Genomic DNA, 20,392 nt, shown 5'->3' with positions numbered 1-20,392 from the left:
TACAGAAAGCCGGAGAAAGTCATGATTGATGGCAGAGTCCACACCATCGGCCGGCTTTAACCCGACGCCCGTCTGCCCTATCATCCGATGTTTGTCACCGCCTTTAAGGTACGCGCCTTGGATTACGCCTCTCTCAGTCAGCTACGCCGCCTCCACCCTGCCTGGCGGCTTTTGCTGGCCGACCACGCTGCGCTGATCATCAGCTTTCTCGACGCGGCTTTTATCCAGCCCAATGCGCGCACCCTGGCCGAGGCCGGGCTGCGCTCGCAGCTGGAAGACCTGCTGTTTCAGCTGCGGGAAACCCACGGCGAGGCGGCCTTTCCGCGTAGCGCCGGTGACTACCTGAATGATTGGGCAGACAACGACAAGGGCTGGCTGCGCAAGTTTTACCCGCTGGGCAGCGACGAGGCCCACTTTGATCTGACCCCGGCCACGGAAAAGGCTCTCGGCTGGCTGGAAAGCCTCACCCAGCGCCAGTTTGTGGGCACCGAGTCGCGCCTGCGCACCGTGTTCGACCTGCTCCAGCAGATGATCGCCGGGACCGAGACCGACCAGCAGGCCCGGCTGGACGACCTGCACTCGCGCCGCGCGGCCATTGACCGTGAGATCGCCCGGGTGGAAGCCGGCGAAATCGCCATCATGGATGACACTGCCCAGCGCGAGCGCTTCCAACAGCTGAGCGGTACCGCCCGGGAGCTGCTGGCAGACTTTCGTCAAGTGGAACATAACTTCCGCCAGCTGGACCGCGAAGCCCGGGAGCAGATTACCGCCTGGGAGGGCAGCAAGGGCGAACTGCTGGAGCAGATATTCGGCGAGCGCGACGCCATTGCCGACACCGACCAGGGGCGGACCTTTCGCGCTTTCTGGGAGTTCCTGATGTCGCCTACGCGCCAGCAGGAGCTGTCTGAGGGCCTTGCTCGCGTCTTCGAGCTGGACGCGGTGCAAAGGCTCCGGCCGGATGCACGCTTCAAGCGGATTCACTTTGACTGGCTGGACGCCGGCGAGCAGACCCAGCGCACCGTGGCTCGTCTCTCCCGGCAGCTGCGGCGCTTTCTGGATGACCAGACCTACCTGGAAAACAAGCGTATCATGCAGCTGATCCAATCGCTGGAAGGCCGGGCGCTGGAGCTGCGCGAGACGCCGCCCGAGGCCACGCTGATGACCATGGAATCGCCCCAGGCCGGCATACACCTGGCCATGGAGCGACCGCTGTTTTCGCCGCCGCTAAAGCCGGTGATCGAGTCCGAGGTCGACGTCGGAGACGAGTCGGATGTGGATCCCGACGCCCTGTTCAATCAGCTGATCGTGGATCGCCAGCGCCTTGAAAGCCATATCCGCGATACCCTGCGCAATCGCCCCCAGGCCACGCTCGCCGACGTGATCCAGCGCCACCCCCTGCAGGTAGGGCTCGCCGAACTGGTTACCTATCTCAGCATCGCCAGCGAGGATAGCCATGCAAGCTTTGACGACAGCCGTCAGGATAGCATCCGCTGGATGGATGATACCGGCACCGGACGCCTGGCGCGAATTCAACGCGTCATCTTTACCCGTTAGGCCGGGTATTGGCGTTATCTTATCCTTACCTCCCCCTGCCGTGGAGACCCTGCTGACATGACCGCGCCCGAACCTCACGACACCGCTTCAGATAACGCGCTGTCCCTGGCCGTGATCAAGCTGCTCAAGGGAGTGGTCTACCGGGATGACGATCCCGACCTGTGGCAGCAGATCATGACGCTGCAGCCACGCATCCGCGATTACGTGGCCGTGCTGGGGCTCGCCTTCCAGCTGGACGAGGCGGAGGGCTACGCCTGGCTTGCCACCCGGGAGGACGATACCGGCACCGCGGCGCTGCCCCGGCTCATGAGCCGCCGCCAGCTTTCCTATCCGGTCAGCCTACTGATCGCCCTGCTGCGGCGCAAACTGGCCGAGGCGGATACCTCCGGCGGCGACGTCCGGGTCATTCTGGACCGCGAGGAGGTAGTCAGCCTGATGCGCACCTTCCTCCCCGAAAGCTCCAACGAGGCGCGCCTGGTCGACCGGATCGACAGCCACCTCAACAGGGTCGCCGAGCTGGGGTTTATCCGCCGCCTGCGCGACCAGCCGGATAAAATTGAAATCCGCCGGATCATCAAGGCCTACGTCGACGCCCAGTGGCTGAACGAATTCGACCAGCGCCTGGCGGACTATCAGCGCCACATCACGCCGGCAGGCGACCCGTCAGCGACACAAGAGGGCCAGGACTGATGCAGGAACAGCTGCTTGACATGGTGGAGAGCGACACCCGCGCCGGCTTTCGGCTGCAATACCTCGAGGTGCTCAACTGGGGGACTTTTGATTGCCGGGTCTGGCGGGTGGAGGCCAACGGCGACAACGGCCTGCTCACCGGCGATATCGGCTCCGGCAAGTCTACCCTGGTGGATGCCATGACGACGCTGCTGGTGCCCACCCAGCGCGTAGCCTACAACAAGGCCGCCGGGGCGCAGCACAGGGAGCGCTCGCTGCGCTCTTACGTTCAGGGCTACTACAAGTCCGAGCGCAGCGACAGCGGCCACACCGCCAAACCCGTCGCCCTGCGCGACCACAACAGCTATTCCGTGCTGCTCGCCGTATTCGGCAACGAAGGCTACGACCAGCAGGTCACCCTGGCCCAGGTCTTCTGGCACCGGGACAAGCACGGCCAGCCCGACCGCTTTTACCTGGTCGCCGAAGACGCCCTGACGATCCGCGAGCATCTGGCCCACTTCAACAACGACCTCGCCACGCTGCGCAAGCAGCTGCGCACCCGCCCGGGCGTTCAGCTGTTCGATAGTTTTCCGCCTTACGAGGCGACCTTCCGCCGGCTGTTCGGGCTGAAAAACAACCAGGCGCTGGAGCTGTTTCACCAGACCGTGTCGATGAAGTCCGTGGGCAACCTGACCGACTTTGTCCGCGAACACATGCTCGAAGCCTTCGATGTGCAGCCGCGCATTGACGGTTTGCTCCACCATTTTGACGACCTGAGCCGGGCCCATGCCGCCGTGCTCAAGGCCCGCCGCCAGATTGAGGCGCTGACGCCCCTGGTGGCCGACGGCGACCGGCACGCGCAAAGCGTTAGCCTGCGCCAGCGCTGGGAAAACAGCCGGGATGCGCTGAAAAGCTATTTTGCCTGGCATCGCCAGCAGCTGCTGAAAAAGCGTCTTGGCCATCTGGAAACCGAGCACGAGCGCCAGCGCCGTCGCCTGCAGCAGCAGGCCGACGCCCTGACCGAACAGCGCGGCCAGCGTGACCAGATCAAGGAAGCCATTGCCCAGCAGGGCGGCGACCGCCTGGAGCAGCTGGCTGCCGACATCCACCGGCAGGGCCAGGAACGCCAGCGGCGCCGGCAAAAAGCCGACGACTACGCGCGCCTTGCCGACGGCCTGGACATGACACGCCAGCCCGACCTGGACACCTTTACCCGCCAGCTGGGCACGCTCAACGCACGCAAGGACGAGCTTCAGGATCTGGCCGCCGAGCTGGACAACCGCCGCACGGAGCTTGAGGTATCGCGCCGAGCGTACGGCAAAGAGCACGAGGCGCTGGAAAACGAGCTGTCCTCCCTGCGCCAGCGCCGCTCCAATATTCATTCGCACCAGGTGGGGATTCGTGACGCCCTGTGCCAGGCCCTCGAGCTGGACGCCGACAATCTGCCCTTTGCCGGCGAGCTGCTTCGCGTGCGCGAGCAGGAAAGCGCCTGGGAAGGCGCGGCCGAGCGCGTGCTCCACGGCTTTGCGCTGTCGCTTTTGGTCGCCGACGAGCACTACGCCAGCGTCGCCCGCTGGGTCGAGTCCACCAACCTGCGCGGGCGGCTGGTCTACTTCCGGGTGCGCCGCCCCCAGGCGACCGCGCCGCCTGAGCGGCACGCCCGGTCGCTGATCGACAAGCTCGATATCCGCCCCGATTCGGCCTTTTTCCCCTGGCTTGAGCAGGAGCTGGCCCGCCGGTTCGACTACGCCTGCTGCGACGACCTGGAGCAGTTCCGCCGTGAGCCTCGGGCCCTCACCGCTTCCGGGCAGATCAAGTCCGGCCATCACCGCCACGAAAAGGACGACCGCCACCGCCTGGATGACCGCAGCCGCTTTGTCCTCGGCTGGAGCAACGAGCAGAAAATCGCCGCCCTGGAAAACCGCCAGGCCGAACAGGAAAAAGCCCTCGAAGCGTTGGCCACACAGCTGACCGAGATCGACACCCGCCGCCGTGAGCTGACCGCCCAGCGGGACGCCATCACCGCCCTGCTGCAGGTGCAAAGCTTCAGCGAGATTGACTGGCACACTCCGGCACAGCGCATCGCCGAGCTGACCCGGGAAAAGCAGGCGCTGGAGTCCGCCTCCAGCCAGCTGCAGATGCTGACCGAGCAGCTAACGGCGCTGGAAACGCATATCCGCGAAGAGGAAGACGCCGAGCGCCAGCTCAACCGCGAGCTGGGCCGCACCGAAGACAAGCAGCGCAATGCGCAGCAGGCGTTGGAAGAGGCCCAGGCGCTTTTAGAACGGGAGCCCGGACAGGCCGAGGCTCTCAAGGAACTGGATGCCCTGCGCCCCGAAGCGCTGGGCGAGCAGCAGCTGACGGTGGAGTCGTGCACCAACCGCGAGCAGGAGTTTCGCGAATGGCTGCAGCGAAAAATCGACAACGAAACCGGGCAGCTGGGACGTCTGGAAGCGCGCATTCTCAAGGCCATGAGTCGGTTTCAGCACGACTGGCCGCTGGATACCCAGGAGGTGGACGCAAGCCTCGACGCCGTGCCCGAATACCGCGCCATGCTGCACGCCTTGCAGGCCGACAACCTGCCCCGCTTCGAGCAGCGCTTCCAGGAGCTGCTGCAGGAAAACACCATCAACGAAATTGCCAGCTTTCAGGGCCAGCTGCACAAGGAACGCCAGCTGATTCGCGAGCGTATCGACCAGATCAACCGCTCGCTGGCCGATATCGAATACAACCCCGGGCGCTACATCCTGCTGGAAGCCCAGCCCAATACCGACGTGGACATCCGCGAGTTTCAGGAAAGCCTGAAGGCCTGTACCGAAAACACCACCCTGGGCGTTGAAGACGACCAGTACGACGAGCGCAAGTTTCTCCAGGTCAAGGCGATTATCGAACGCTTTCGCGGCCGCGAAGGCACGACCGAGCTGGACCAGCGTTGGACCCGCAAGGTAACCGACGTGCGCCAGTGGTTCACCTTTGCCGCCTCCGAACGCTACCGTGAGGACGGCAGCGAGTACGAGCACTACACCGACTCCGGGGGTAAATCCGGCGGGCAGAAAGAAAAGCTGGCCTATACCGTGCTTGCCGCCAGCCTGGTCTACCAGTTCGGGCTGGAGTGGGGAGAAGTGCGCTCGCGCAGCTTCCGTTTCGTGATGATCGATGAAGCCTTTGGCCGCGGCTCCGACGAGTCGGCCCGCTTCGGCCTGGAGCTGTTCCGCCAGCTCAACCTGCAGCTGCTGATCGTCACGCCGCTGCAAAAAATTCACATCATTGAGCCCTACGTCTCCCACGTCAGCTTTGTGGCCAACCCCGAAGGCCGGGAGTCGCTGCTGCGTAACCTCACCATCGAGGCCTTTCGCGAAGAGCGCGCGGCAAGGGAAGAAGGCAGGCCCCACTCATGAGTCAACCCCGCTGGACCCGCTTATCCGATATACGCCGGCAGCTGGAAAGGCGCTGGCAAAAAGGCGATCTGCTGCGCGCCGGCGAGCAGCCGGACGATACCTTTCCGCTTCGCCTGGTGCTGAACAAGCCCACGGCGGGCGGGCTGCTGGAGCACTTCCACGACGCCCGGCGCTGGGCCACGCACTGGCAAAACGCTGCCGGCCAGGACCTGGTGCCGGAATGGCGCACCGTCAACCACCGCCAGCTGGGGCGTAATACGCTGCCGGTGGCCGTGGTCATCCCCACGCTTGACGCCGCCCTGCGCCAGATCGGCCGGCGGGACGACGCTCGCCGATATCAAACGCTCGCCGCCGATATCATCCGGCGTTTTCCGCTGCTTGCCCACTGGTGCCGACGCAAGCCGCTGAAAGTGCTGGCGCTTGAGGCCCAATGGCCTGCCCTGCTGGCCACGCTGGAATGGATGGCGCAGCACCCCAGGCCAGGGCTATATATTCGCCAGCTGGAAATCCCCGGCGTGCACACCAAGTTTATTGAAGGCAACCGCGGGCTGCTCGGCGAGCTGCTTGATCAGCTCCTGCCGGAAGAGGCGATTGACCGTGACGCGACCGGCGCGCGCCGCTTCGAACAGCGCTACGGCTTTCGCCGCCGGCCTTCCCGCCTGCGCCTGCGCCTTCTGGATAGCGCGCACCGCCTGGCCGGACTCGACGATATCGAAATTCCCGTTGAGCAGTTTGCCGCGCTCCGCCTGTCGGTCAGCAGGGTGTATATCGTGGAAAACGACATCACCGCCCTGGCCTTTCCGCCTACGCCGTCGGCGCTGGTGATCTTCGGTCAGGGCTACGGCATCGGCCACCAGCTTGCCGATGCCCACTGGCTCAAGGACAAGGAGGTGCTTTACTGGGGCGACATCGACACCCACGGCCTGCGGATTCTCAGCCAGCTCCGCAACACCCTGCCCCACAGCCGCTCTCTGCTGATGGACACCGCCACGCTGACAGACCACCGCCATCTCTGGGGCACCGAGCCCTCACCGTACACCGGCGAGCTACCCAACCTGACGGCCGACGAGCAGACCGTTTACTACCTGCTTGGCACCCTGGAGCCCGGCCGCCACCTGCGCCTGGAGCAAGAGCACATCAAGTTCTCGGCGCTATAGCGCGCTGGCAGCAGTTGTCTCTGGTCTGTGCCCTTAGGCCAGCGGATCCATGCACCGGCTCAACAACTTACGCTCATCTTGAACTCTCACGATCAAGGCCACAAAGCGGCTCCTACACCTAGCGAGTCCAGTAAACCAAGCCCAGATACCAAGGGTAAGCCGCTCTTATTCCAGTAGTGCCCTGGTTATCTCGATGAACCGATATACCGTCGGATTTGTGCTATTTGATAACCAGGCCATCTCTGTGATGAGCTTCGTATCGTTATCCGCGAGCGGCCGTATAACAACACCCGGTCTGTCATAATTGAGATGGCAATCCGGATAAAGGGTAACCCCCATCCCTGCAGCCACCAGACCAAAAATACTATCGCTGTTAGGGGCCTCCCGGGCGATTTTGGGCACGAATCCGGCCTGCAGACATAAAGCCTGGATCTGTGGCACCAGGTGCCGCCACTGATATATTTCCCCCAGCACAAAATGTTCTTCAGCTAACGCCTTGACCGGCACGGCTTTTAAAGCGGCGAGTCGATGATTAGCAGGCAAAACTGCAACAAATGGCGTTTGATGAACGGGGTAGTGCTGCAGTTCATTTCCGCTGACTGACCCCGTCAAAAACCCCATGTCCAGGCGTTCGCTGGCGATATCTTCAAGCTGCTCATGGGAATCTCGCCGAACCAAGTCGATATCTACCGCAGGCAAGGCGTCATGAAAAGCCGCCAGGATCGAAGGTAAACGGCCATTGATGGCGAAATCGGTATAACCAATCACTAATTTTCCCATCTCTCCAAGGTGCGCTTTGACTGCCCGCCTTTCCGCGCGCTCCATGATCCGCTGGGCAGCACGGCACTCTTCCAGAAAAAGTTTTCCAGCGGCAGTCAGGGCGACGTGCCGACGGCTGCGCTGCAGCAGTACCACCCCTACTTTTTCCTCAAGCTGCTGAACCGCTCGACTCAGTACCGGCTGCGCAATATGCAGACGTTCCGCCGCGCGACGGAAATGCAGCTCCTCCGCTACCGCAACAAAATGACGAACATACGGCTGGAAATGTCTCATCACTGATACCTTAAAAACATCAAAGGATAGAATATTGATATTATACGTATCAGCAAACCTTCTACTACTGTCATTAAAGCGGTAATCGCTTTATCGCCCCTTTGGTAATAGCAAAAACAATTGACAAGAGAAGCTTTATGGCCGAAGAAATCAAAGTTAATCAGGATCGTCTTTGGCAGCGGTTGATGCGCATGGCGGAAATCGGCGCCACGCCTGCAGGCGGCAGCTGCCGGGTTGCGCTCACCGAGGAGGATCGTCAAGGCCGCGATCTGTTCATCGAGTGGTGCCGCGCGCTTGGCTGCGAAATTCGCATTGATCGCATGGGCAACATTTTCGCCCGACGCCCCGGTACTGATCCGCAGCGCCTGCCGATCGCCTGCGGCAGCCATCTCGACACCCAGCCCCACGGCGGAAAATTCGACGGCGTCTATGGCGTGTTAGCCGGCGTGGAAATTTTTGAAACGCTAAACGATCAAAATATTGAAACCGCCGCTCCGTTGGAAATCTGCGTCTGGACCAACGAAGAAGGCGCCCGCTTTGCTCCACCCATGATTTCCTCGGGGGTCTTTGGCGGCACCTATGAACTCGACTATGGTCTCAGTCGGGAGGATGCCGATGGCATCACGCTTGGCGAAGCATTGGAAAATATCGGGTATACGGGAACGCTACCCTGTGGCGATCACCGTTTCGGTGCCTTCATCGAGGCGCACATTGAGCAGGGTCCAATCCTTGAGCGACAAGAGGAAACTATCGGTGTGGTCACCGGTGTCCAGGGCTCTCGCTGGTATCGGGTGACTTTTCACGGCCAGGACGCGCATACGGGCTCCACTCCCATGGTGGGCCGTCGTGATGCCCTGCTCAGCGCAGCTCAAACGATTGATGCGGTCAGGAAGATCGCAGAAAGGCAGGCGCCATCCGCCGTTGCGACCGTAGGGCGCATCGATTGCTTACCCAATTCCCATAACACCATACCTGGTGAAGTAGCGCTTACCGTCGATATGCGCCACGCCACCATCGAAACGCTCGATATCATGGAGGCCCAACTTCATGAAGCGGCTAATACGGCCGCGCATCAGGAAAGTACGGAAGTCGAGATACAGCGGATAATGGATACGCCATCCGTTTACTTCGATACGCTTTGCATTGATGCCGTCTCATCAGCTGTCCGTCAACTGGGTTATCCCCATCGGCGCATGCTTTCCGGTGCGGGCCACGATGCTTGTCATGTAGCTCGCGTAGCGCCTACCAGCATGATCTTTGTCCCTTGCGCTGGGGGGCTCAGTCACAACGAAGCAGAAAGCGCTACCCCTGAAGACCTTTCCGCTGGCGCTAATACACTGCTTCTTGCATTGCTCAAGTTAGCTCGTTGAACCTTTCAACAAAACCAACAATTTTCATTGTTACACAAGCAGGATAAAAACAGCAAAATCAATAATGAAAACTATTAATCATAAAAATAAACACAATGGAGAAACTCTATGGCTTGGTATCTAACTTATACAGTTGCATACTTTATATTCATGTTCTCAATTGCAATCTACTATTTTACCAAGATAAAAACATTTGATGACTACCTGATTGCTGGCTGGAACATGGGCTTCTGGAGCATAGCCGGAACAATCATAAGCACTTGGTGTGGCGCTGCCGTTTTTATTGGCTGGGTTGGCATGGGATTTAGTGTTGGCATGTCAGGTTATTTTAAGTTTGCACTCCCCGGAATACTTGTCAGCATGCTTCTCATTTATTTTTTCAGCAAACCGCTTAGACGGCAGCGACTTTACACATTGGCCGACTTATTTAGCGAACGATTTGGGCATAAAGCAGGAATACTTCCCTCTATATTTTCTGCCATAGTATATTCCATTCCTACTACTGCACTACAAATTGTTGGAATGAGCACAATCTTCAATATTGTCTTCAACATCCCTCTCAATTACGGAATTGCGCTTTCTTTTGCACTCATCCTGGGATTTACTATACTAGGCGGACTGGTTGCTACTATAGTAACCGATGCAATGCAAAGCATCATCGTTTTTTCAGGGATAATCATTTTGGCAGTTGCCGCCGTATCCTTTGGCGGAGGCCTTAATAATATTATAGCCAACACGCCTAAAGAATATTTATCCCCTACAGGAAAAGAAGGCTTGGGTGAAATACTTATCTTCGCTCTGACCGTAGCGCCTTTTTACCTAGTATGGCAGTCAACATGGCAGCGTATTTTTGCTTCCCGCACCGAAGCCGTGGCAATAAAGGCCGGAATGACTGGCTTTGGAATAGTATTGGGTATCTCTTTATTGCCGTACATGATAGGCGTTATTGCAAGACAGTTTGTTCCCCTGGATATGCGCGCTGATTTAATTTTTTCCTATGTCACGGTAGAGCTATTACATCCCGCCATCGGCGGCATTGTGATAGTAGGCCTGTTGTCAGCATTAATGACCGGCGCGGACTCTTTTATTCTTCAGGGAAGCTCCAATCTCGCCCAGGACTTCTATCATCGCATGATCAACCCCGGCGCAGATGAAAAAAACAAGATGTTCGCTGCTCGGCTTAGCGTGATACTGATATCCTTATCAGCAGTGTTATTAGCATACTTGGTGACAGACATTATCACCATGTATCAGTGGGCCCTGCGGATAACCGCTACAACGTTGGTTATCCCCTTTCTTGCCGTCATGTTTTGGCGTCGGGCTACCGGTACCGCCTGCTTGATGAGCATGACATTAGCAACCATCACCACTATAGCTTGGCCCTTCCTTGGTACAAATATCGATCCTGTTATCCCTGGGTTTCTTGTCTCACTAGTGTTCCTTGTTGGCGTGAGCCTCGTCACTGACCACGCTAGGGACGAAAGTGTTAAAGCTATTTATTGGGAAGACCTTCCTACTGCAAAATCAAGACTTCACCCTAGTGAAAAAAATGCTGATAAAGATCAACTGTGATGTATGGGAAGGCTAGTATAATGAACATGACGACAATCTATTCTGCCAAACGCATCATTACCATGAACCCCTCCCAGCCGGAGGCCACCCATATCGCTGTACGCGACGGGCGTATCCTAGCCGTTGGGACCCAGGATTCCATGCAAGATTTTAAGGGCGCCCATCACGACGCGCGGTTTGCCAACGACATTCTTCTACCGGGCTTCGTCGAAGGGCATAGCCATGCGTTGGAAGGCGCCTTATGGAACTACGGTTACCTGGGGTATTTCGGACGCACCGATCCTGATGGGCGCTATTGGGAAGGCTTACGCAGCATCAAAGCGATGCAGCAGCGGCTAAAGGCATATGCCGCCACGGTGGATGAGGCATCGCCGATCATCACCTGGGGGTTCGACCCGGTCTACTTCCCCGGCGAACGACTGGATCGGCATGTGCTGGATGCCGCCGTCAGCGAACGCCCGGTCGTGGTGTTTCATGCCAACCTTCACGTTCTGACGGTCAATACTGCCATGCTTAAGCTGGCCGGTATCGAGCAGGTAGAAGATACCCAAGGCATTCGCCTGGGAGAGGATGGCAAACCCGATGGCGAGCTACAGGAAATGGCCGCCATGCATGTGGTATTCGACGCTTTGGGCTTCAGTATCTTCGATCTGGTGGCCTCCACCGAAACCTTGCAACGCTACGCGCGCATCGCGCGACACAGTGGCATTACCACGATTACCGACCTATACAACCCGCTTTCCGATGAAGGAATAACTGCTCTGGAAGTGGCCACTGCTGATACCGCCTACCCGGTACGGATGGTACCTGCCATGGCGGCTTTGAACTGGTCTCCGGAAGAGGGCGTGGCGAGACTACGCGATTGTCAGCACCGCGGCAGCGACAAGCTCCACTTCGGCCCCGTCAAGCTAATGACCGATGGCTCCATTCAGGGCTACACCGCACGGCTGAAATGGCCCTATTATCATGATGGCAGCCCCAACGGCATTTGGAACGCACCGCCGCAGCAGTTGAAAGATATCGTCCATCATTACCATCAAGCCGGTATTCAACTGCACATCCACTGCAACGGCGATGAGGCCGTAGAGCTGATGCTCGATGCCATTGAGGAGGCCCAGGAGCTCTGGCCACGTTTCGATCACCGTCACACCTTGCAGCACTGTCAAATCATGGATCATGCGCAACTGCGGCGTGCTGCCCGGCTTGGCATCTGCCTGAACATTTTCGCCAACCACCTTTATTATTGGGGCGATATCCACCTTTCCCGCACGCTGGGCTTTGAGCGCTGCCAGCGCCTCGAGCCTCTGGCTTCCACCAGGCATTTGAATATTCCCCTGGCTATTCACAGCGATGCACCCGTCACGCCGCTCGGACCGCTTTTCACGGCCTGGTGTGCGGTCATGCGGCGTAGCGCCTCGGGAGTTCAGCTTGGCGAACAGGAGAAGCTCACGGTTCCGCAAGCGCTGGAGGCGATTACCCTTGGCGCTGCCTATACGCTGCGGCTGGATCATGTGGTCGGCAGTCTGGAAATCGGCAAGTTTGCTGATATTACTGTCCTCGAGGAGGATCCGCTGGCCTGTGAGCCAAACCATCTAAAGGATATCCGTGTGAAAGCCACCGTCCTGGGGGGCGAGGTACATGCCGACGACTAAGTGCGCGCCGATTCCTGTAACGGTCATCGGAGGCTTCCTCGGCACGGGCAAGACCACTTACCTCAACCGCCTGATCCAAGGCGGTTTGCCCCCGGATGCCCTGATCGTCGTCAACGACTTCGGCGACATCAATATCGATGCGGCGCTGATTGAATATCGTGATGACAATGTCATGCAGCTCAGCAATGGTTGTATCTGCTGTACCCTGGGCGGCACTCTGGCAGAGCAGCTCGCTCAAGCGTTGCGTATCCGTACAGAGCCCGGAGCGATCATCATCGAGGCAAGCGGTGTCGCGAACCCGGCACGTATTGCCGATATTGCTCGTGTTTCTCATAGGCTGCGCCTGGCCGAGGTAGCGTGCATCGTCGATGGCTCCCGGGCGCGGCAACACGCAGCAGACCCGCTGGTAGGTGATGCCTGGCACGACCAGGTCAAGGCCGCGGATACCCTGCGAATCAACCGTCTGACTCCCCACGGGAAACGCGAATTCGAACAGTGGTTAAGGCAGTTCAACCCACACGCCCTTATCCAGTACGAGGCAGAAGAAACACCGAGCAGCCCACCTGCCCAGCCGTCCATTTCTTCTCGCCCTCCAGGCCCATCCAGCCACCACGCCGCGTCGCACAGTCAGTGGCATACCTTCAGCCTGTCCGGCCAGGAACAAATCGACAAGACACGTCTCTCGGCGCTGCTTGAGGCATACCAGGACGTACTTTTTCGTGCCAAGGGCTTTATGCTTGTCGAAGCCAGTGGCGATATCGAACTATTGCAATTCACCGGAGGGAGGCTGCATTGGCAACCCGCGCTGCGCGCGCCCAAGGAAACCAGGCTCGTCTTTATCGGCCTATCCGGTGAACGCTTCAGCGCCTTTGAACAAGCCGTGAGATTGTTATTAAAGGGCTCATCATAAACAGTCCATTAGAGGTGGTTATACATGTCCAATCCAGGCACATAAACGACGTCGCACTGCACCATCACTCAGCGCTCATAGCTCAGCCATGTGGCCTACGTCTACTTCTGTGGGGCGACCTGGGTAGCCGCATTCAATGACCACGGCAGCCTCGTAGGCTTTTGAACCATTGCGCAAGCACGGCGCAACGCAATCCAACAATACGCGCGAGCGTGCCCCGCTCTTTGCCTCAGCATTCGATAGTATTCACCGCCAGGCCGCCCCGAGAGGTTTCCTTGTATTTGTCCTTCATGTCGTTACCGGTGTCGCGCATGGTGCGGATCACCTGGTCCAGGGAGACGAAATGCTTGCCGTCGCCGTGCAGCGCCAGCTGGGTGGCGTTGATCGCCTTGACCGAGGCCATGGCGTTGCGCTCGATACAGGGCACCTGCACCAGGCCGCCCACCGGGTCGCAGGTCAGCCCCAGGTTATGCTCAAGACCGATCTCGGCGGCATTTTCTACCTGGGCCGGAGCCCCCCCGAGTACTTCGGTAAGGCCGGCGGCGGCCATGGCGCAGGCCGAGCCCACCTCGCCCTGACAGCCCGCCTCGGCGCCAGAAATGGAGGCATTCTTCTTGCATAGGGTGCCGACCGCCGCCGCGGCCAGCAGAAAGTCCACCACACAGCGCTCGTCGGCATCGGCCTGGAACTTCATGTAGTAGTGCAGTACCGCCGGGATGATGCCGGCCGCGCCGTTGGTCGGCGCAGTGACCATACGCCCGCCGGCGGCATTTTCTTCGTTGACCGCCAGGGCATAGACGTTGACCCAATCCATGGCCGAGAAGGTGGTAGAGATCAGACTTTTATCGCCTTCTGCTGCCTCCAGATGGCGATACAGATCGCTCGCACGGCGCTTGACATTGAGTCCGCCTGGCAGCACCCCTTCACCTAGAAGCCCTTGCTGGACACAGGCCTGCATGGCTTCCCATATTTGCCACAGGCCATCGCGCACCTCCGCCTCACTGCGCCACGCCTTCTCATTCTCCAGCATCAATTCACTGATGCTCAGATCATGCTGTCGGCACAGTGCCAGCAGTTCATCACCGCTGTTGAATTCATAGGGCAACTCGGTGGTAGTCGTATTGAGGTTGCCCTGGTCGACCTGAGCCTGGTCCACGACAAAGCCTCCGCCCACCGAATAGTAGGTATTGCGGTACAGCTCGCCGGTATCGCCATGGGCGATCAGGCGCATGCCGTTGGGATGATACGGCAGGCTTTCCTCCAGCAGTTGCATATCGCGATCCCACAGGAAGGATACGTTGTAGCGGCTATCCAGACGTAGCGTAGCGGACTGCCGAAGCTCTTCTATACAAGGCCCGATGTGGGCGGGGTCAATGCTGTAGGGCCGCTCGCCCATCAGCCCCATTATGACAGCCCGGTCGGTGCCGTGGCCGATACCCGTGGCCGACAGGGAGCCGTAGAGCTGGATCTCGAGACGAACAACGCGCTCGAGCAAATCCTGATTCTTTAACTCATCGATAAAGTCATAGGCCGCCTGCATGGGGCCCACGGTATGCGAGCTCGACGGCCCGACACCAATCTTGAACAAATCGAAAACGCTGATTGACATGTTTTCTTACCCCTTAACGGTCAAACACCACTGTTCGCCTGGCGTGCAGAAAGACCCGGCGCTCCACGTGCAGGGCCACCGCCCGGGCCAGGGTCAGGCACTCGACATCACGCCCCTTGGCCACCAGGTCTTCGGGGTAGTCCGCGTGGCTGACCGGCTCCACGCCCTGACTGATGATCGGCCCTTCATCAAGGTCTTCATTGATGTAGTGGGCCGTGGCGCCAACCAGTTTGACGCCCTTCTCGAAGGCCTGGTGGTAGGGCTTGGCCCCCTTGAATCCGGGCAGCAAAGAGTGGTGAATATTGATGGCGCGTCCGGCCAGCCGGGTGCACATATCGCTGGACAACACCTGCATGTAACGCGCCAGGATCACAAGCTCGGCCCCACTCTCCTCGACCACCTGCCAAACCCTCGCCTCCTGCTCGGTCTTGGTAGCGGGGGTAATGGGCAGGTGGTGGAAGGCAATCGCGTGCCACTCGGCCAGTGACTCCAGGTCCGGGTGGTTGGAGATAATGGCGCGAATATCGATGGAAAGCTGTCCGGTGCGATAGCGGTAAAGCAGGTCGTTGAGGCAGTGATCGGCCTTCGAAACCATGATGACCACTGGCATCCGCCGTCCCGGCGGGGTCAGCTCGAAGGTCATGCCGAACTCGGCGGCCCGCGCCACAAAGCCGGCCCGAAAGGCGTCGGCATCGAAGTCAGCGTCACCTTCAGGCCAAAACTCGGTACGAATAAAGAAGCGACTGCTCAGACGGTCGTCGAACGACTGCTGCTCGGTAATGTAACAGCGGCTCTCTTTGAGGAAGCGTGTTACCACGTCCACGGTGCCGAGCCGGCTAGGGCACTGGGCAGTCAGAATCCAGCTGTCCGTGCGACGACCCATGAGCTTAACTCCTTTGAACGTAAAAGGTGGGAGCGACGAATGCGTTTAGGCAAAAACGAAGTACTTGCGCACCGTCTCTACCACTTCCCAAGTCCCCTTAAAGCCGGGCTCGACAATGAAGATATCGCCGGCCTTGAGGTGAATAGGTTCGCCGCCTTCCGGCGTGAGAATGCAGTAGCCTTCGCGGAAATCGCAGTATTCCCACTTGTCATAGTCCACTGCCCATTTGCCTGGCGTGCAGATCCAGGTTCCCATAGTCTTGGTGCCGTCTTCCGACGCATAGGCGTTGAGATTAACGGTATGCGGCTCACCCGAGAGCTTTTCCCACGGCGTAGCGTCCAGCAGTACGTCCGGCTGTGCATCACGCAGTGCTTTAATCTTGATAGACATAATCTTTCCTTCTTAAGAGTCATAACAGGGAACGGCTTCCGCGCTCAGCGCTTGCCCAGCCTCAGCGCGTGACGCCGATGCCGTACTCCTCACCGGCATCCAGCAGCCAGCGATAGCAGTAGTCGGCAAAACTTCTGCGCAGCACCAGTTCAAAGCGGTCTTCGCTGGGATGACGCAGAATGGCACTGGCCTTGGCGAACTGCACACTGACCGCCTTGCCTACCGGGAAATTGCTGGGATGAACGTCATAGGTCACCGATTTCATGAGTAGTTCAAGCGCCTTGTCACCGGTCAGCTCGATGAGGGTCTGGCCGCCGCTGCCGTTGAGAATAGCGAAGTGGGCATCGCCAAGTTTCTCGCGGAGGCGATTTTCCAGCTCAAACTCCTCGCCGCCGGGCACAATCACCAGCCACTCGTCCGGCGACAACCACTGCACACTACGCTCGCCGCTGGCATCCAGCGCCAGCCCCAACGGCTGGCCAGGCAGGCTGATACCCAGCACATCGCGCACCGCCTCATCAAGGACGATAGCGCCGCCGCGCAGGATAAGATGACCAAGGAAAGGCTTCTCCTCGAGAACGACCTGGCTGTCCTGAGCCGGCATTGGGGCGCTGCCCCGGTGGTAGGCCACGGACAGCGGTGACTCCATGGGAATCGAGGTAGCCGGGCGGGTATCAAAGGTCGCGACCTTGCCGTAAGTAATATCAGACATGCTGGCGCTCTCCCTTGGGATCGATGAATACAGTGCTGACGATCTCGGCTTCATGAGCCTGACCGTCCCTCGTGGGCAGATAGATCTTCTCGCCCATGCGATCCCGGCCACCTTTGACCACCGCCAGGGCAAAGCCACTTTCCAGATTCGGGCTGTAATAGCTCGAGGTCACATGCCCCAGCATATCCATGGGAATGGGCTGGTCTTTATCGAGAACGATATGAGCGCCCTCCTCCAGCACTACCTTGGGGTCGGTAGGCCGCAACCCCACCAGCTGCTTACGGTCCTTGCGCGCGGTATCGGGGCGCGTTAAAGCGCGCTTGCCAATCCAGGAATACGGCTTGTCGTAGCCAATGGCCCAGAACATGCCCAAATCTTCCGGTGTCACCGAGCCGTCGGTATCCTGCCCGGCGATAATCAGGCCCTTTTCGGCGCGCAGCACGTGCATGGTCTCGGTGCCGTACGGCGTCAGGTCGTACTTCTTGCCGTGCTCGAACAGGGTCTTCCACACGTGCATGGCATAGTTCGCCTGGACGTTGATCTCATAGGCCAGCTCGCCGGTGAAGGAGATGCGGAACACCCGGGCCGGCACATCAGCGACCTTGCCGTTACGCCAGTCCATGAACTTGAACTGTTCTTTAGCAAGATCGATATCAGTGATCTCGGAGAGTAGTTTGCGAGCATCGGGGCCAGTCACGGTCATCGTCGCCCAGTGGTCGGTCACCGAGGTGAAATACACCTGCATGTCCGGCCACTCGGTCTGGTGCCACAGCTCCAGCCACTCCATCACGCCGGCAGCGCCGCCGGTAGTGGTGGTCATCAGGAAGTGGTTCTCGCCCAGGCAGCTAGTCGTGCCGTCGTCCATCAGCATGCCGTCGTCCTTGCACATCAGCCCGTAGCGTACTCGGCCCGGCGCCAACTTGGCCCACTTGTTGGTATAGATACGACCCAAAAACTCCCGGGCATCCGGGCCCTGGATATCGATCTTGCCCAGGGTCGAGGCGTCCAGAATGCCGACGCCGGTGCGCACCGCCAGGCTCTCACGGGCCACGGCGTCATCCATGGACTCCGTCTTGCCAGCCTGCTTTTTGGGGAAATACCAGGGCCGCTTCCACTGACCGACATCCTCGAACTCGGCGCCGTTTTCCACGTGCCACTCGTGCATGGCGGTGTAGCGCTCCGGCTCAAACAATTCACGGGCGTGACGACCCACAATGGCGCCGAAGGTGATCGGCGTATAGTTGGGGCGAAACACCGTAGTGCCCACTTCCGGAATGGTGCGCTTGAGCATCCGCGCAGCGATAGCCATGCCGTTGATATTGCCAAGCTTGCCCTGGTCGGTGCCGAAGCCCATGGCGGTATAGCGTTTGACGTGCTCGATGGATTCAAAGCCTTCACGGGTCGCGACTTCAATACCCGCCGCGGTGACGTCGTTCTGCTGATCGACGAATTGTTTGGGCGCACGCAGGGTCGTTTTCTCGTGGGGCACCTGATAAAGGGCACAGGCCGGCGAGTCCAGATGTGCCTCTATCTGCGGCAGTGTTGGCTCAACGACGGAATCAATGCCGCTGGCCTCGGCCGCCTGCGCGCCGTATTGTTTACCGTCGGCAAACACATCGCTCAGCGCGTAGATGCCATGAGCGCCGCCCACCGGGTACATGCCCTTCACCTCGCCGGGCACAAAACCCAGCAGGTCGTCTCGCCAGGTGGGACGCGATCCGGTATGCGACGCCAAGTGCACCACCGGGCTATAACCGCCGGACGTAGCAATGGTATCGCAAGCAAGCTCTTCTACCTGGCCAGTAACGGCAAAGCGTTCCAAATCGACCTGCGCGACTCGGGCTCCTTTGACACGTTCGGCCCCCTTGGCCTCGATCACGGCGGAGCGGGTGATCACGCGAATGCCTTTGGATTTGGCTTCCTTGACCAGATCGCCCTCCGGATTGGCCCGCGCATCCACAATCGCCACCACCTCGCGCCCGGCATCGAACCAATCCAGCGCCGCGCGATAGGCGTGGTCATTGCTGGTGGACAGCACCAATTTACTGCCCGGCACCACCGCGTAGCGATGAATATAGTTAGACACGGCACCGGCCAGCAGATTGCCGGGTACGTCGTTGTTGCCATATACCAGCGGGCGCTCGTGCGCGCCGGTAGCCAGCACCACCCGGTTGGCACGCACCCGATGCAAACGCGCGCGCGCTTGGCGGCGATTGTTGACCAAAGGTGCGGTATCTGCCAGATGCTCGGTACGCCGTTCGTGCAGGGTCACAAAATTATGGTCGTGATAACCGTTGGCAGTAGTACGCGGCAGCAGGGTCACGTTATCCCAGCCGGCCAAGGTTTCCAGAGTCGTCTTCACCCATTGAGCCGCTGGCGCACCGCCCAGGGTGTCGCGGCTGTCCAAAAGCGAGCCGCCCATTTCTTCCTGCTCGTCGCAGAGGATAACCCGGGCGCCGCTGTTAGCCGCCGTCAGCGCCGCCGCCAGACCCGCCGGGCCGGCGCCTACCACCAGGACATCGCAGTGCTGGTTAAGGTGGTCATAAATGTCCGGATCAAGTTCACTGGGCGCACGCCCCAGACCCGCCCCCTTGCGGATATACTTCTCATAGGTCATCCACATGGAGGCCGGGGCCATAAAGGTCTTGTAATAGAAGCCCGGCGGCATGAAGCCACCGCCCAGCTTGCCGACCCAGCTCATCAGGTCGCGCTGGACACTCGGCCAACCGTTGGTCGAGCGCGCGCTCAACCCCTCATAAAGCCCCTGCTGAGTGGCGCGCACGTTGGGCACCTGGGCGGCTTCCGTATTGCCCAGCTGGACAATCGCATTGGGCTCCTCCGCACCGGCGGCGACGAGGCCGCGAGGGCGAGAATACTTGAAGCTGCGGTTAATGATATCGATGCCGTTCGCCAGCAAGGCCGAGGCCAGGGTGTCGCCTTCGTGCCCGTGATAGGTCTTGCCGTTGAAGGTAAAGCTGAGTGAGCGGGAGCGGTCGATACGACCGCCCTGCTGCAGACGATTTGCCTGGGTCATGCCGTTCCCTCCTTGCTGGTCGCATCGGATGTATCGCTGCTTTTGTTGAGCGTTTCGTTTTCAGGGCGTGAACCAACGGTCTGCCAACCGCCGTCCGCCGCCTGTGCGCCAGACTGTTTGGCCTTATCCGCCAGGCTTTGTGCCGTAACCTGGGGCTGCTCGCCCATGCGGTAGGTCTCGAAGATCTCGTAGCTTGCCGAGTTACGCGTGATGTTGAAGAACTTGCGGCAGCCCAGCGCGTGCACCCACAGCTCATGATGCACACCCCGCGGATTGTCGCGGAAGAATAAATAAGCACCCCACTCCTCATCCGAGCAGCTCTCCGGCTCCGCCGGGCGGGCAATATGCGCCTGCCCCTTGGGGGCAAACTCTTCTTCGTCGCGATATTCGTCGCAGTAAGGACAGTTAATGTAGAACATATAATTTTCT

At 59.5% G+C, this 20,392-nt stretch carries 15 protein-coding genes; 8 read left to right on the top strand and 7 right to left on the bottom strand.

Annotated features, from left to right (window positions below):
- The first annotated feature begins 117 nt into the window (after positions 1-117).
- From ACZ46Y_RS02930 to ACZ46Y_RS02915, 4 genes are read left to right on the top strand one after another with little or no spacing between them, the layout of a single operon-like run.
- A complete protein-coding gene (locus ACZ46Y_RS02930) occupies positions 118-1,554 on the top strand; it encodes a DUF3375 domain-containing protein (protein WP_311954852.1) in 1,437 nt (478 codons plus the stop codon).
- A gap of 57 nt (positions 1,555-1,611) precedes the next feature.
- Complete coding sequence (locus tag ACZ46Y_RS02925) at positions 1,612-2,244, top strand: DUF4194 domain-containing protein (protein ID WP_311954853.1); 633 nt, start codon at positions 1,612-1,614, stop codon at positions 2,242-2,244.
- Entirely contained in the window at positions 2,244-5,621 is a 3,378-nt protein-coding gene (locus ACZ46Y_RS02920) for an ATP-binding protein (RefSeq protein WP_311954854.1), read from the top strand. The genes ACZ46Y_RS02925 and ACZ46Y_RS02920 overlap by 1 nt, the downstream gene beginning before the upstream one ends.
- Entirely contained in the window at positions 5,618-6,778 is a 1,161-nt protein-coding gene (locus ACZ46Y_RS02915) for a DUF3322 domain-containing protein (protein ID WP_311954855.1), read from the top strand. Before ACZ46Y_RS02920 ends, ACZ46Y_RS02915 begins: the two co-directional genes overlap by 4 nt.
- Positions 6,779-6,943: 165 nt before the next feature.
- On the opposite strand, the gene ACZ46Y_RS02910 is transcribed toward ACZ46Y_RS02915, so the two are convergent.
- The gene (locus ACZ46Y_RS02910; protein ID WP_311954856.1) at positions 6,944-7,831 is read right to left on the bottom strand and encodes a LysR family transcriptional regulator; all 888 of its coding nucleotides are present in this window, start codon (positions 7,829-7,831) and stop codon (positions 6,944-6,946) included.
- A 137-nt stretch (positions 7,832-7,968) separates the two neighbouring features.
- Between ACZ46Y_RS02910 and ACZ46Y_RS02905 the strand changes: the two genes are divergently transcribed.
- The 4 genes from ACZ46Y_RS02905 (at position 7,969) to ACZ46Y_RS02890 (ending at position 13,335) form a co-directional block, all read left to right on the top strand.
- Positions 7,969-9,201, top strand: coding sequence for a Zn-dependent hydrolase (locus tag ACZ46Y_RS02905; RefSeq protein ID WP_311954857.1), 1,233 nt, complete (start codon positions 7,969-7,971; stop codon positions 9,199-9,201).
- A gap of 108 nt (positions 9,202-9,309) precedes the next feature.
- Positions 9,310-10,773, top strand: coding sequence for a sodium:solute symporter family protein (locus ACZ46Y_RS02900; RefSeq protein ID WP_311954858.1), 1,464 nt, complete (start codon positions 9,310-9,312; stop codon positions 10,771-10,773).
- A gap of 20 nt (positions 10,774-10,793) precedes the next feature.
- A complete protein-coding gene (locus tag ACZ46Y_RS02895; RefSeq protein WP_311954859.1) occupies positions 10,794-12,425 on the top strand; it encodes an amidohydrolase in 1,632 nt (543 codons plus the stop codon).
- Positions 12,412-13,335, top strand: coding sequence for a CobW family GTP-binding protein (locus ACZ46Y_RS02890; protein WP_311954860.1), 924 nt, complete (start codon positions 12,412-12,414; stop codon positions 13,333-13,335). The genes ACZ46Y_RS02895 and ACZ46Y_RS02890 overlap by 14 nt, the downstream gene beginning before the upstream one ends.
- Positions 13,336-13,564: 229 nt before the next feature.
- Here the strand turns inward: ACZ46Y_RS02890 and ACZ46Y_RS02885 are convergent, their stop codons facing one another.
- The 6 genes from ACZ46Y_RS02885 to ACZ46Y_RS02860 all read right to left on the bottom strand — a co-directional run bounded on the left by ACZ46Y_RS02885 (position 13,565) and on the right by ACZ46Y_RS02860 (position 20,382).
- Positions 13,565-14,944 carry an L-serine ammonia-lyase gene (locus ACZ46Y_RS02885; RefSeq protein WP_311954861.1) on the bottom strand — a complete coding sequence of 460 codons (1,380 nt, stop codon included), beginning with the start codon at positions 14,942-14,944 and terminating at the stop codon, positions 13,565-13,567.
- A gap of 13 nt (positions 14,945-14,957) precedes the next feature.
- Positions 14,958-15,827 (bottom strand): formyltetrahydrofolate deformylase, encoded by an 870-nt coding sequence (gene purU, locus ACZ46Y_RS02880; RefSeq protein ID WP_311954862.1) that lies wholly within the window; start codon positions 15,825-15,827, stop codon positions 14,958-14,960.
- 45 nt (positions 15,828-15,872) lie between these two features.
- Complete coding sequence (locus ACZ46Y_RS02875) at positions 15,873-16,217, bottom strand: cupin domain-containing protein (RefSeq protein ID WP_311954863.1); 345 nt, start codon at positions 16,215-16,217, stop codon at positions 15,873-15,875.
- A 61-nt stretch (positions 16,218-16,278) separates the two neighbouring features.
- Positions 16,279-16,929, bottom strand: coding sequence for a sarcosine oxidase subunit gamma (locus tag ACZ46Y_RS02870; RefSeq protein WP_311954864.1), 651 nt, complete (start codon positions 16,927-16,929; stop codon positions 16,279-16,281).
- The gene (locus ACZ46Y_RS02865) at positions 16,922-19,963 is read right to left on the bottom strand and encodes a sarcosine oxidase subunit alpha family protein (RefSeq protein WP_311954865.1); all 3,042 of its coding nucleotides are present in this window, start codon (positions 19,961-19,963) and stop codon (positions 16,922-16,924) included. The genes ACZ46Y_RS02870 and ACZ46Y_RS02865 overlap by 8 nt, the downstream gene beginning before the upstream one ends.
- Positions 19,960-20,382: a sarcosine oxidase subunit delta gene (locus ACZ46Y_RS02860; RefSeq protein WP_311954866.1), complete on the bottom strand. Its 423-nt coding sequence runs from the start codon at positions 20,380-20,382 to the stop codon at positions 19,960-19,962. Before ACZ46Y_RS02860 ends, ACZ46Y_RS02865 begins: the two co-directional genes overlap by 4 nt.
- Between the last annotated feature and the right edge of the window lie 10 nt (positions 20,383-20,392).

The sequence above is a fragment of the Halomonas garicola genome (assembly GCF_055382465.1).
The sequence above is the reverse complement of the archived record's forward strand: the minus strand, read 5'-3'. Positions and strand labels throughout refer to the sequence as shown.